Here is a 13,460-nt window from a genome sequence, read left to right as displayed (position 1 = left end):
TCCTCATTCGATGATAAAGCCGGCGTTGCCCGTCAGTCCCGGTGCGCTCGCGCGCGGCGCATCGCGGCCTTGAGGCGGCCGTGCCACCGTGTTCGTCAAGATGCGGCCTGCATCTGATGGCGGTGCGATGCGGTTGGTCGGAATACTTATCTGGCTTGGATTTGATCCCGGCCGTACGATGTAAGGTGTAACAACGATAACTAGCTCGGTTTCGCGTTTTTGAAACGATGAAGAGCGAAAAAGCGCACCAAGGATCGGTACGTCGCCGAGCCAGGGAAACTCGCCGATATCAGTGTTGAAGTTGCGCCTGATGAGGCCGCCGATTGCAAAGCTCTGGCCGCTGGCGAGCTCGACCACGGTGCTCGCCCGCCGCGTCGAGAGGGCAGGAACCGCCATACCATTGATCTTGACTTCGCCTTCGGTCGATAGTTCGCTGACTTCGGGCTTCACACGGACAATGATCTGGTTGTTGCTGAGCACTGTCGGGACGAATTCCAAGCTCACGCCGAACTGCCGGAATTGGACCGAAACCTGCCTGTTGTCCTGCATGACTGGGATCGGAAACTCGCCGCCGGCGAGGAAGCTTGCGGCTTCGCCGGACATTGCCGTCAGGTTCGGCTCAGCCAGGATTGAGGCGAGGTGCTCACTGGCGAGAGCGTCGAGAACAGCGCTGAGGTTGATATTGCCGGTGCTAAACCCGATCCCAATCGTGCCGCCGCCGCCAGCCCTGCCGGACCCTCCCGGTTTGCCGGTGGCAAGGAAAGCGCCGTTTGGGCCCGAGGCGGTGAAGTTGATGTTGAGATCCTTGACGGCGGTGCGGGAGACTTCTGCTACGCGCACGCTGAGATTTACCTGCAGTGAGCCGGCGACCTGGATCTTGTTGACGACCGGGGCGCCCGCGCCAACAAATTGCTCAGTGACCTTCCTCGCAGCCTCAACGACATCGGCATTGGGCGCTATACCGCTAAGGATCGCCCCGCGCGGGGTATAGCTGACCTGAATTGGATAGTCGCCGACCTCGGCCTTGAGCGCGGCCCGTAGATCCTCGAGTGGTTGGGTTACCACAATACGCAGCTCGGCAAGAGCCTCGCCGTTTTCGTTGAGGGCGAACAGGCTCGTCCGCCCGGACTTTTTGCCGAACACGAAAATTGTACTGCTCGACGGAGCTTGATAATCGGCAATTGCAGGGTCGGCGACAAAAATGGTCGCCGCCGGTGCGCTCAAATGCACCGTCTTTCCCTGTGACGAGGTAATATTGAGCGTGCCCGTGGTGCTGCCGGGTGCCGCACGTGGCATCTCTCCTTTGCCGTCCCGCTTGGTCTCGGCTGAGGCCGCAAGCGGAAACAGCAAAGCAAATCCGCATAGGAGGTAGCAGAGACGATTGAGAGCGGCAGAGCGTTGTGGGTTGGTGATCGCAGGCGGCTGGGTAGCGCCGGCGGCATTATTAAGGACCTTCAAGCGATTGTTGCCTTTAAGTGACGCTGCTAGGCAGCCGATGCTGTGCCAACGAGTTCAAGAGTGTAACCGACGCCGCGCGCGGTCTTGATTCTGAGCGTCGCACCCGCCTGGTTCAAATGCGCGCGTAAGCGATAAATCCCGACTTCCAGCGCATTGGTCGAAACCTCGTCATCGAACGCGTACAAGCTATCTTCCAGCGAAGCGCGCGGCACAGTGCGGCCGGCGCGATTGAGCAGATGCTCGAGAATGCACACCTCACGCCGAGCAATCCTCAGGATCCGGCCACCCACCGAGACTTGTCTGGCGATCGGATCGAAATGCAGATTCCCGAATGTCACGACCGGCGCCGTCATTTGCGTTGACCTTCGCAAAATGGCCCGCATGCGAGCGATGAGTTCGTCGATCGACACAGGCTTGGGCAGGAAATCATCCGCTCCCGCATTGAAGGTCGCGATCCGGCGGCTGAGATCATTGAGACTGCTCATCATCATTGCCGGCATTGATCGTCCTTCGCGCCGCAACTGCTTCAACCAGTCCAAACTATCCCCATCCGGCAAGACGGACTCCAGCAGTACGAGGTGGTAGTTTGCGCAATCCAGCGCGGCTGACGCCTCATCCAGCGTGGGCGTCACGTCCACCGCGAACCCGCAATTCACGAGCGTTGCCTTCACAGCGCGGCCAAAGTCCGCATGATGATCAACCAGGAGAATTCGCATCCATCGCCTCTCGTCCGTCCTCGGCAAGACTTGAGCGTGTTAGGGTTGACCAAGAGATCCGGCGACTGGATGCTGCCGGTCTGGCATGAATTCGAAAAGCCGTAGACGACCCGCAAGAGCTTGTTGGCAGGCGACCGATGCATGCGCATCCATTGACATCGGATATGTGACGGCTCGCGGCGGGTCGCCTGGGCGGGCGGCGCAGCTCAACATATCCGTTATGTTGGCAAGAGCTCTGCGATGACTTACGGGGTTGAGAGCCCTGGCGGCGCACTGATGCATCTGTGGGCGGCACATAGCAATGCCTGCATGCGCTGCGCGAATGCTAGCGGTAGTGATCGCGCGAGACTGCCCCAGCGAAAGCAAGGCACGGGCGAGATCAGCTGTATTTGTCGTCGAACAGGCTTGCGAAACCGACATTGAATACTTCCCAGTTCGTCTTGATCCGCGGTCAGTCTTGCGAGGCTGTTGGCCGTAGTGCCGTCAAGTCGCGGCATTGCAAGTGTTCCGCGCTAAAGACACTTCGCGCGCTATGTGCCGGCCAATGGGGCGTAAAAGGCCGAGAAGCGACGAAACGATCAACGCGTCCTTCGGGACAGACGTCCTCTCGTTTGCCGGCGTTATCCAAGTAAGATGTCAACCGTTCCAATGCTCGGTCGCTTCCGAGGCGTTCTCCGTCCCAACTGAGCTAGTCCTGCCAATGAAGGACAAATTACGTGCGGCATTGCTGTCGTGCCTTGTCTGAGGCGGCGACGCCGGCTCCATGTCGTCGGATCGGGTGCACGGCTCAGGAACTCTGCCTTTCGTCGGCATAGGCGAAACAAAGACTGCCCGCGTTGTTCTCGCGCGCTGGATCCAGGTCTGCCTGCGAAGACGGCGCTTCGCCCAGCCCTCACAGAGCAGATGAACGATGCAAGCTCTAAAAAGGAGGAGTTGGGTAGTGTGATCAACCGAATCGGCCGAGCATTGAGTTTTTGAGACGTTCGCAATTGTTGGTACCCGTCAGGAAGAGTTCACACGAGCGGACTGTGTCGCGAGACTGTCGGAAATCCTACAATCTGACGCGAGGTGAGATTCAAGTGCAATTGAATGCTCTTTGTCGGGGTGCCTTCAGTTTGGAATCGTTGTGAGGCAACGGCGACACAGTTCGACCATGCCGTCGAACTGCGCGCGGCGGTCCGTCTCGCTGTGTACAAAGCCGTGAGCATTCGTCCGTCCAATTAAACGTCTCGCAGAAGCGCTATTGAGTGCAGAAGAGGCAGGCGCTCTTGGCAAGCGGGGTAAGCCATGACACCAGGAGCGGGGCGATCCGATCCGCCTCATGCGTGTCAATTTAGCGGGGAGACCGTGGCGAGAGGTGGACGTCCACTTGATGAACAGGAAGCAACGTTCGAGGTGAAGACTGTCGATCGCTCGAGCCAAGTTGTTCGGCAAGGGATTGAGGAGAGAATCGATTGCCAGACGTCATCTTGAATGCGGCCTCCTTATATTGCGATCGACTATGAGCCTCTTAGGCGCGCTCCGCAAAATCGATTGTTTTGATGGAACGCATCCAGGTGACGGATCGGCTGTCTTGTAACAGCGCGGCTTATCGCGGGGAGCGAATGCCCGATGCGATCGCGGCCGAAACACCTGTTGCTTGACCGCGCGGCCAATTTCAGACCGAGTACAGAGAGGGACGCAGCGCGTTCAGCGGCGTAACTCCACCAAAGCCGCCAGCCAGCCGTGAGCTCGTATGTCGTTCGAACTCACAATGTCCAAGGCGCCGGGATGCTCCAACGAGCGCGCACAGGAGGAGGATTGTCCGACATCCTCGCGTCGCCGGAAGTGCATCTTGTCGGAGACCCAACCGCTCTGCCGCTCGACCGGCGAGTTGATCGGGCCGCCGGTCGCCGCATAAGCTTAAGCTGTTCTGCGTGTGCGGAGTTGGTACGCCGCTTCAAGGTCTTTCTTTTGGGAGTTTGGGTGCTTGAAAACCAACGAACCAGCCCAACGGTTTGGCCGAGAGACCATCTACTCATTGCTCTCGCGCTTATAGGGATTTTCTTCTCTGCCGGTGCGGTAGCTTTCCAAGTTTCCGCCCAAGAACAGGCGCTCGGTCTCTTTCGTTGGCGTTCTGCCAAGTGAGCACATCAAATCGACGTCCGCATCGATGTTGTCGTAGTCTTCAGCATTCATTCTGAGCGCAATGCTGCTCATCACGTCGTCTGGCGTCCAGACACTGTGCTTCGGAACAGTGTAGGTGTGCAGTGCGTTCGCATTGTTGGCGATCGCCCTCGCCCAATGATCGCGAGAAACGGCGAGTTTCGCCGGATCTTCGACCAACGATACGAAGGGTGATGTTGTTGTCTTGCCGCGCATATGCCAGCCAGCTTGGCGCGCCCGGTCAATAGGATACCGCTCTGGATGATCTCCAATGGAAGAATGATCCCGAGCCGTGTTGCGAACATGCAATATGGCGCTTGTGTTTTCGTCCGTATGCGGCTTGCAGTCACTATTCTGATTCTGAAAACGCCGCAGTGTGACATAAGACGACCTCACGACGTCGTCAAATACGCCGTCTCGGTCAATGCTAGGTGCGCTCGCCGGTGACCAGCGCGCCGCCTGCTGCACGGCAAGGTCGATCTCATTGCGAAGCACTTCAAGATTGGCACCTGTCAGTGTTGCTGCAAGCTGAGCGCGGGCACTGACAAATGATGGGGCTGGGCAGCTACCGGGTTCCGAGGCGGCCTCGCCTGGCGCAGACGAGGACGTGGCAGTCGCGGAATTTGCCGCTAAGCAGAGTGAAGGCGGCGTCGGGTAGGCCGAATCGAGGTCGTCTATATCCAAGTCATTCAGCTGCTGCTCGAAGCTTGCTTGATCTTCGGAATTGTGTGCCGTTGCGCTGCTCTCGGCGCCAAGCTCATCCTGTTGTCCATGGACGCGGCGCGCCTGCTGTACCACGTTGTGAACCTCAAAGGGAGTGTCCACAGCATTTCGTGGATCAACGTTCATATCTCTCTCCCTTCGAAGTGCCGGATGCCAGCCTAGATTGTTGCAGGCGCAGCTTTCGAGAAGCTGACAGACCAGAGAGGGCGCCATTTAGTTTCAGCTCTTGACGGAGTCGAATTGAGTCAGTCAGCATGGCGAACAGCCAGCCGGAAGGAAGTCGCGCGAAGCGTCGGATCAAAATCGGTGCTGCCGTTTGCCTCCTGGCATTGGTGTTCGATTGGGCTGCTATTGGATGCCTGAGATTGTTCGGATCGGCACGCCAGGACGCGCCCACCACTTCATTGTGGACGCGTGATCTAAGGCAGACAGCCCGTGCACAGCAAGATGGACGAGCCGGTGCTTGAGGTGGCGAAAGGCGCGTTCGTAGATCGTCTACTTATGCAGAGGCGAGAACTACATTCTCTCGCTCGAGAGGCCTGTGGCGGACCAGCGCAACCGGTTTGGTTTGCTGTTTCCAAGCGGACGACGCTGGATCAAGCCGGTCTAGTCGACGCGCGGGAAGCTAAGCCACTTCCGCAAACCTAACATACGAGGTTGTGATGTCGGAATAGCCATTACAACGTCTTGCGCGTCGTTGCGACAGGCTGCTTTGTACGAGCGCGCTTGTTGTCTGGAATCAGCCAAACGCATCGCGAGCATCACGACTTGGAGGCCGCAATCGGCGGTACTTATCGAGGGAGAAGAGCATATGAAGGTTACTGGCCGAGGACTAACGATCCTGTTGTCCTTGCTTTCGGCCGCGAGCGCGCCGGCAAGAGCCGACGACCCCTCGCCGAAATACACTGAAGTACTCAGAGCCCTCCAAGCGGGGAAGAATGTGAAGCTCATCCTCGATATGACCCACTGTACCAACGCGGATGGTGGCAAACCTGCGTCGGCGACGCAGGCCGGTCTGGTCATCAATGCCTTCAGGGTGACCAGCCAGAGCGGCATCAGCTTCGCCAATGCTCATCAAACGGTCGACAGCTCCGGACATGCCGTGACCGAGTACATCCGCCATAGCCTTAGCCGCGAAGGCAAGCTGACGGTGCGAGCCTCCAAACTTGTCGTCGGGACCACCGAACTCGCGAATCAAGGCGAATTCATCTGCGAAGTGCCGGATGGCGCAAAGTTCATCTGGTAACGAAGAGCACAGAGCAGACGGGCGCTTCGTAGACTTGATCCTCCATCGTGTGGACAGCTTCGCCGGGCATGATACGGATCTTTTCGATCGTCAGGACTGCCAGACTCTTTCTAGCCGTCTTTTCGTCAGGGAAGGATCAAGTTGCCTGAACTTGTTGCTCAGCTAACTCATGAATGTCGCCGATCTCCATTCGATCTTTGAGGTGGAAGATCGGCGGCTCATGCAGTCGTCGTATGGGGCTGAGCCAATACCTCTCGGTTGAACGTCCAGATGATCTCGCTACGTCCACGCGCTGCCCGCGGCCCTCGTGAGAACATCATATTTAAGCGGATCCAGCCAGGACCGGCGTTGTTGACGCTCCCCCTCGCCGGGCAGACGGACCGGAGGATTATAGCATGAACGCTGTTTTCGACTTTTCCAAGCATCGGAAAAGGCAAATCACCCTTTCCGGAGCCTGCGTCATCAGCCTTTTGCTCCTGACTTTTTGTACGGATTCGATGCGCTGGCCGTCCGAAAGTCGTCCAGATTCCCACCCAGAAATAGTACCTCACGCTCTTCGGTTGGGGTAGCACTCACCCATGCCAGATCGGGTTCATCATTTTCGGTTCCATCCTCGAGAATACTGACGATGTCTTCCGCCGTCCAAGTTGTGACCCTCGGCACCGTGTAGGTGTGCAACTCATTCGCGTTTTCCGCGATGACTTTGGCGCCAAACTCCTTGTCGTCGTCCGGCGAAACGAGCAGTAGTGAGGCGTCCTCGGACAGTGACACAAAAGGCGAAGAATTGGTATCGCCCCTCATGTGCTCTGCCGCTGCGCGGCCCAGATCTAGTCGTTGGCCTCCCCAGATATTCCAGGGAGCTTGCTCGTAACGCAAAGCCGCCATGGAACGCAAATGGGCCATCGCGCTTTGACGGTCCAACACATGTGGCCTGCAGTGGCTGGCGTGGTTTTGAAAGCGCTGCAGCTCCGTGTATGACGATGCCAACACGTCGTCGTAAACGCGGTCACTGTCGACGCGATAGGCTGACGATCCAGTCGCTCTTGGCCATTGTGCTGATCTTTGCGCAGCGAGTTCGATGTCTCTTCTGAGTTCCGCAAGGTTAGCGCAAGTCAACGTTGCGGCAAGCTGACCGCGCGTTCTCACGAACGATGCAGCCGCGCACCGTTCGTTCTCAGGGATAGCTTGCGCTTTCTTGTTGCCGTCCGTTACCGTCGGGTTCGATCCAGCCGCGGGTGAAGCTAATGATGCGAGGATTGGCTGAGCCTCTCCAAGCCGATGCTCAAAGTCTGCTTGCGCCGTCTCTTCCTGTTGTGGATCGAGGTTATGCATCCGAGCCTCGGATGGGTTGACGTTGTCAAATGGGGCCATTCCGGTCTCCTTTTGTCGGCCTTCAATATCGTCATGCAAAAGTTGATCAGATCAGGAGCAGGAACTGAGACGGGCGCAGTTTGTATAAGATGCACCGGTCTGGTTCTCGAACGTCCGGTGTTGAGGCGTGCGGCAGGCCCCTGACCGGCAATCCAGCTCATGCTTCTCGTCCAGATATTTGTGTTCGAGTCGGGCTCCAGTCCGGATAAAGATGCTGTTATGCTAGAAAGCCTAGCTGTCGAACAGCTGACCAGACCCAATTGCTTGAAGAAAGCCCGTGGCCATTGCGTCTGTGCCGGCGAGCCTGTTGTTTATTGCGGAGCAGAGTTTTGGCGAGATGGGCCATTGCCGCTCTCCGCTTCATGGCAGTACCGTATGAAAGGTTATGGGGAAGCAGCCCGGGGGAGGGCCCGCTTACCGTAAGCTTGAGCCGCATGGGGCAGCCTGCCTGGACTAGCTTGCATCGGCTCCCCGTGAAGGACTTTGAAAAGCTCTTCAAGAAGCTGCTGGGGATACTAACGCCGGATCATGCCGCGGCCATCGGGCTCTGACCGGGCCGCGTGGCATGAAGATCCATTGTTGGGAATACTGATGCGATGGATCGCGTCGGCGCGCCGAGCGTTAGTCGCAAAACAAGCCACGGGGGTGCGACTTCGATCGGCCCAACTCGTTCTCCCATAGATGGACCCGTCGGCTCGCGGAGCAGGCCTAGCCGATCGCGAGCTTTGGCTAACCAGGAGGCCGGCGATCCGCAAGTGTCGAATTGCAATTGATCGATTGCGTGCCCGTAAGGACTGCGGCTCTTGCCCTCCTGCAACCGAAGTCGGAATTTTTGCTTTCAAGGTGGCGTAGCGACCATAATGCGGTTTCTGTCAGCGGGACCGTGTTTGTCAGAATCAGAACATTCTGCGCCCATGTGGAAATTACGCTGCCGATTTAGCTCGACAATTCCGACTGATGCGGCTGGCACGGTTGTTGCTGCCGATGAGGTAAGGCCAGGCTGAGTGCAGAGCTAGGTGAACGATCACTGTTCCGCCCGCAAGCCGCGGGTCCATTCCGAACAAGAAGAAAGACCTAGAATGTTGCGCATTCGGGTTAATGGAGAGTGATGTGGAGTGTCGAAGAGCTGGCGAAAAGAAACACACTTTCGGACATATCAGCGCTGCCAAACAACGGATCAGGGTTGGTGGGTGTGGTAGACAATTGCACCGATTGGCAGTGGACACGCATGACAAGAATTCGGCTGACGTGGTCAAGCGTCGGCCGCCGCGGACAGCGACATGATAAGAGTCTCGTCGACACGTCGTGTCACCAAATCCCCGGCGAGTTCGCCACAAAGCCCGCAGCCTGCGTCCATGCCAAGCACAAAGAGGTCCTCGTAATCCTGGCAGTACGGAACTCTCGACATGTCGCAAAGGATCGGCGCTGATAGCGAGTGCACCGTGAATGAAGGGGCAGAGCACTACTCAGATCCGAAAGACAAGCTTTCATCAGATGGCGAGTTCGTTCGGTACTGGAGCCGGGCTGCCGACCGGCTGCTGGCGGTTGCTGCTGTTAGGAGGCGAACCGAGGAGGCAATCAGAAGGACCGGGATTGGCTTGCAGCTATCCTCCGAGAACCTTAGCGGTCATGACCTATCAGATTTCCCGCTGCGACGCTGTACCCTCAATCGCGCGCAGCTCTACGGAACAAAGTTGGATCGAGCAGATCTTTCTGAGGCGAACCTTATCTGTCCGGGGCTAGAGCGGGCAAGTTTCATGGGGGCCAAGCTCGATTTTGCCTATATGCATGCGATGGCAGCGCAGGTCTGCAACTTCGATGATGCCAGTCTGCGCAATGTAATCGATGCAACCGGCAGCCTTTTTCACGGTTGCAGCATGAAAAGAACACGCTTTGACAACGCGATGCTCAGCGGGCTCCTCGTTTACCAGTGCGACGCGAGTGATGCTGTATTCGACGGCGCGGAATTACAGGGCTCAACCATCAATGAATGCTTCCTCCCTTCAGCGTCCTTCCGCTTCGCAAAGCTGAGCCAGGTCACGATCACGAAGGCGCATCTGGCGGATTGCTCGTTCTTTCAGTCGAAGGGAGACTGTTTATCGATCGTGCGTCCCATCTCGATCGATGGTCTCGTCTTAGAGGGCGCTCATCTTCCGTATCTGAGACTCTCAAAGGTGAGCGGGCGGATTCGGGCGAGAGCCCTGAGCGCCCCATTCGCTGATCTTCACCTATCAAATCTTGCGGGAGCGGAGCTGGAACAGGCAGACTTGACCGAGGCGCGGCTTCTGTCCGTAGGCCTGTCCGACGCGAACCTCGTGGGTGCCGTGCTTACCGGTGCATCTATTCACTCCTGTCAGCTGAATGGGGCGGATCTATCTAGCGCATCAGGTGAAAGCATTTCGATAACAGAGAGCACAATGCGAGCGGCCAAATTCACCGGTTTTCGCGGCCGCTGCGCCTTTGTGCGCGACTGCGATCTGGAGCATGCGGACCTATCCCAAGCTTACCTCTACAGGTCGATGATCACCGGTGATCCGCCGCAATCAATGGCATTGAATCACGCAAATTTCGAGGGATCAAATCTCGTTCAGGCATATCTCGCCGCGGATATGACCGAAAGTAACCTGGAGGCAACGCGAGCCGCATACGTTCGCATGAACCAATCGTCCCTGCGCGATGCGAACCTGAGTGGGATATCGCCGTTCCAGGCCAGTTTCGTAAAGGTGGACTTTTCGGGCGCTAAGATAACCACTTTCGAGCCACCATTTTTCGCCGACCGTTGTCGGGGACTGCAGGTCGCTCTGGAGGGGCGGCAGCCGCGCGAACCATCAAGCTATCTGGCTGAATTCTCATCGGTGATCAGACGGGGTCGAGAAGGGTCAACCTGACTGCTTCGGAGCTGCAAGAACAGTGCGCGCGAGCTTTGGACAGTTCGTGCGGTGGTCGAGGTGTGAGAGGGCGTAAAACCTCTTTGGTGCTCGTTGGCGTGCGCGGCCCACGAGACGCTGGGCGGCGCGCCTTCCGAGATCCGAACGCGCCACTATTTTGGCGTTCAAAAAGCGGAGTAAGAAGATGCATCTGACAGGTCTTTCCGCAGGCAAGGCGTTCATCCGGGAGGTCGCGAGAACAGGTCAGACGATTGGAACGGTCCACACTCTCGGCGCCCTGCATCTTGGGCATGCAGAGCTGATTAGAAGAGCGGCATTGGAGAATGATGTCGCGATCGTCACAGTGTACCCGAACAAGATCCAGCTTAGACCAGGTGGGAGCTACGATTTCAATTTGGACGATGATATTGGACTTGCCCTACGTTCAGGAGCAACTGCCGTGATTTCGTCGAGCGACACCGAAATGTTCCCGGTCGGCTATCGAACGTATGTATCGCAAGGTGACTGTGATTTGCGTTTAGGGGGGCCTGAAACTTATTTGAAGGAAGCCGTTACTGGAGCAATCCGCTGGATCTGCTATTCGAGGCCAACTCGCAGTTACTTCGGCCTGAAAGATATAGGTCAGGCGATCCTGGTAAAGAGCGCCGTCGCAGACCTGCTTCTCGATTGCGAGATAAGGTTTGTGCCGACCGTGAGATACAAGAACGGAGTGCCCATTTCGTCGCGCTTGAGGCGATTTAACCGTTCCGAGCTTGATGAGCTGTCCTGTCTCTTCACGGCACTCAACCGTTCAAGAGAAGAGATCGCCCGAGGAGCGTCAAGCGTGAAGGATCTGGTCGCGTCGGCGACATCTCGGATAGAGTTTCGACAGTTTAGACTCGAGTTTGTTCGGATTGTCGACGCTGATAATTTCAAAGATTTAGAGCAGGTCAAGCTCCCATTCTTAATTATTGGGGCTGCAATGGCTCATGGCCTCACGGTTTCCGATAGCATCTATGTTCCAGATCAGGATACGCTCCTAAATGGTGCTCAGGATATCTGGATCGATTTGCCTAAGCAGTCGTAGCGAGTCGATTACTCATAGATCTTCGCCCGAAAAAGTAGACGGGGTTAGGTGGCTCTTAGCTCCATGTCGATTGGGGCGATATATGCGAGCGGAATGAAGCCAAGTTCGGTTGTAGGAGCCCTCAATGAAGGCGAAGTTTCGCGCTGGGCTCGCGCGGTAGCGCTCAGATAGCGATCGGGCAGCGCGATGACGTTCGTCGGCGGCCTCTGTTAGGGCGGCGCAGGACGGTGTCACTGGGAAGAACAGGACCTAGCCGCGGCAGCCGGACCAGCTCCTTCGCCGTCAGGGCAACGACAGCCACTATGTTGACGCCGATGCCGTTCCCGGAAACGGCGAGGCCAGCGGTGGTGACAGCTCTCAGCGATCCATTGAGTAGATGGAGCCGGAAAGTCAATGCGATCCTTACTGCCCGACATGGTAGGGCTGGCTAGCCGCACTTTGAGATAGTCTGTTCGGGTAGCTTGTCACAGCCAAACGCCACGACAGCTCAAACCGGTGAATCGTAAGTTTGGATCCGTAAGCTCTCGCGAACAAAATCTGCGGAGATGTTATGAACAGGCGATTGGAAATCCATAGAGCGGATGATGGATATATTATCCCGCTCAGCGAGCTGGATGTAAGCGAGGGCAAGCGCTTTCAAGACGACAGCATATGGGGTTGCTTCGAGCGGTTGCGAAGAGAAGATCCCGTTCACTACTGTCAAAATAGCGCTCATGGTCCATATTGGTCAATAACGAAATACCGGGATATCGTAGCGGTCGACACAAACCACCACGCGTTTTCGTCACAGCAAGGTGTCACCATTGTCGAGGTGCCTGATAAGCACTGGACCCCAAGTTTCATCAAGATGGGGCCTCCCCAGCACGCCGAGCAGCGCAACACGGTGAGTCCGATCGTCGGGCCGGAAAGCCTGACGAGGCTCGAAACCTTGATCCGCTCTCGGGTCCGGATGATTCTCGATGGCTTGCCGCGTAATGAAGTCTTCAATTGGGTAACCAAGGTCTCCATAGAGTTGACGACGCAAACGCTCGCCACGCTGTTCGACTTCCCATTTGAGGATCGGCGACTCCTGACCTATTGGTCGGACGCAGCTGTTACAACTCCTAAAGCAGGCTATGCCATCGACAGCTGGGACAAGCGAAGCACCATCTTGTCGGAGTGCCTGGACTATTTCACACGGCTTTGGAACGAGCGCATCAATGCCGAGCCACGCCTCGACCTGATTTCCTTGATGGCGCATTCACCCGTCACACGCCATATGGAGCCAACTGAGTTTCTTGGGAACCTCATTCTACTGATCGTAGGCGGCAATGATACCACGCGCAACTCGATTACCGGCGGCCTCCTGTTCATGAGCCAGTACCCCTCCGAACTGCGGAAACTAACTGACAATCCCAAGTTGATCTCGAGCGCCGTGTCTGAGATCATTCGATACCAGACGCCGATCGCACATATGCGCCGCACTGCTGCTATAGACAGCATCGTTGGGGGAAAACCGATCAGGACAGGCGACAAGGTCGTCATGTGGTACATCTCCGGCAATAGAGACGAAGAGGTCATTGAGAACGCCAACAGTTTCGTGATCGACCGCAAGAATGTGCGGCAACACCTCTCGTTCGGATTCGGAATCCATCGCTGTCTTGGCCGACACCTTGCGGAACTGCAGTTGAGAGTCCTCTGGGAAGAGATTTTGGATGGGGGATTGAAGATCAAGGTCGTCGGCGAACCCGAGCGAATTGCATCTAACTTCGTGCACGGCTATTCCGCTCTCCCCGTGCGGATTGAAGCTTAGGCCATGATCGGGACAGTCTCGACCGCCGGTGTGCGGTGGGTGTGGATTGATGTGA

The 13,460-nt window shown here is 56.9% G+C and carries 8 protein-coding genes; 4 read left to right on the top strand and 4 right to left on the bottom strand.

The genetic code is table 11. The features are described from left to right. Nucleotides 1-3 precede the first annotated feature (3 nt). From AAFG50_RS36265 to AAFG50_RS36255, 3 genes are all read right to left on the bottom strand, one after another. On the bottom strand, nucleotides 4-1,458 hold the full coding sequence (locus AAFG50_RS36265; RefSeq protein ID WP_018647881.1) for a type II and III secretion system protein family protein: 1,455 nt from the start codon (nucleotides 1,456-1,458) through the stop codon (nucleotides 4-6). A gap of 26 nt (nucleotides 1,459-1,484) precedes the next feature. Further along, a complete protein-coding gene (locus AAFG50_RS36260; RefSeq protein ID WP_011084649.1) occupies nucleotides 1,485-2,174 on the bottom strand; it encodes a response regulator transcription factor in 690 nt (229 codons plus the stop codon). 2,013 nt (nucleotides 2,175-4,187) lie between these two features. Next, on the bottom strand, nucleotides 4,188-5,168 hold the full coding sequence (locus AAFG50_RS36255; RefSeq protein ID WP_014497925.1) for a hypothetical protein: 981 nt from the start codon (nucleotides 5,166-5,168) through the stop codon (nucleotides 4,188-4,190). A 685-nt stretch (nucleotides 5,169-5,853) separates the two neighbouring features. On the opposite strand from AAFG50_RS36255, the gene AAFG50_RS36250 reads away from it, so the two are divergent. Next, a complete protein-coding gene (locus AAFG50_RS36250; protein WP_011084653.1) occupies nucleotides 5,854-6,288 on the top strand; it encodes a VirK family protein in 435 nt (144 codons plus the stop codon). 462 nt (nucleotides 6,289-6,750) lie between these two features. Here the strand turns inward: AAFG50_RS36250 and AAFG50_RS36245 are convergent, their stop codons facing one another. Beyond that, entirely contained in the window at nucleotides 6,751-7,659 is a 909-nt protein-coding gene (locus AAFG50_RS36245; RefSeq protein ID WP_014497924.1) for a hypothetical protein, read from the bottom strand. A gap of 1,406 nt (nucleotides 7,660-9,065) precedes the next feature. Here AAFG50_RS36245 and AAFG50_RS36240 point away from each other — a divergent pair. From AAFG50_RS36240 to AAFG50_RS36230, 3 genes are all read left to right on the top strand, one after another. After that, nucleotides 9,066-10,547: a pentapeptide repeat-containing protein gene (locus tag AAFG50_RS36240; protein ID WP_011084657.1), complete on the top strand. Its 1,482-nt coding sequence runs from the start codon at nucleotides 9,066-9,068 to the stop codon at nucleotides 10,545-10,547. Nucleotides 10,548-10,731: 184 nt separating this feature from the next. Next, nucleotides 10,732-11,613 (top strand): pantoate--beta-alanine ligase, encoded by an 882-nt coding sequence (locus tag AAFG50_RS36235; protein WP_028176031.1) that lies wholly within the window; start codon nucleotides 10,732-10,734, stop codon nucleotides 11,611-11,613. A gap of 550 nt (nucleotides 11,614-12,163) precedes the next feature. Further along, the gene (locus tag AAFG50_RS36230) at nucleotides 12,164-13,405 is read left to right on the top strand and encodes a cytochrome P450 (RefSeq protein WP_011084659.1); all 1,242 of its coding nucleotides are present in this window, start codon (nucleotides 12,164-12,166) and stop codon (nucleotides 13,403-13,405) included. The last annotated feature ends 55 nt before the right edge of the window (nucleotides 13,406-13,460 follow it).

This window comes from Bradyrhizobium sp. B039 (genome assembly GCF_038965675.1).
Classification (GTDB): Bacteria; Pseudomonadota; Alphaproteobacteria; order Rhizobiales; family Xanthobacteraceae; genus Bradyrhizobium; species Bradyrhizobium diazoefficiens.
The sequence above is the reverse complement of the archived record's forward strand: the minus strand, read 5'-3'. Positions and strand labels throughout refer to the sequence as shown.

Coding starts and splice junctions, on each gene's coding strand:
- AAFG50_RS36260 (WP_011084649.1), bottom strand. CDS start 2,174: ATGCGAATTCTCCTGGTTGATCATCATGCGGACTTTGGCCGCGCTGTG.
- AAFG50_RS36255 (WP_014497925.1), bottom strand. CDS start 5,168: ATGAACGTTGATCCACGAAATGCTGTGGACACTCCCTTTGAGGTTCAC.
- AAFG50_RS36250 (WP_011084653.1), top strand. CDS start 5,854: ATGAAGGTTACTGGCCGAGGACTAACGATCCTGTTGTCCTTGCTTTCG.
- AAFG50_RS36245 (WP_014497924.1), bottom strand. CDS start 7,659: ATGGCCCCATTTGACAACGTCAACCCATCCGAGGCTCGGATGCATAAC.
- AAFG50_RS36240 (WP_011084657.1), top strand. CDS start 9,066: ATGTCGCAAAGGATCGGCGCTGATAGCGAGTGCACCGTGAATGAAGGG.
- AAFG50_RS36235 (WP_028176031.1), top strand. CDS start 10,732: ATGCATCTGACAGGTCTTTCCGCAGGCAAGGCGTTCATCCGGGAGGTC.
- AAFG50_RS36230 (WP_011084659.1), top strand. CDS start 12,164: ATGAACAGGCGATTGGAAATCCATAGAGCGGATGATGGATATATTATC.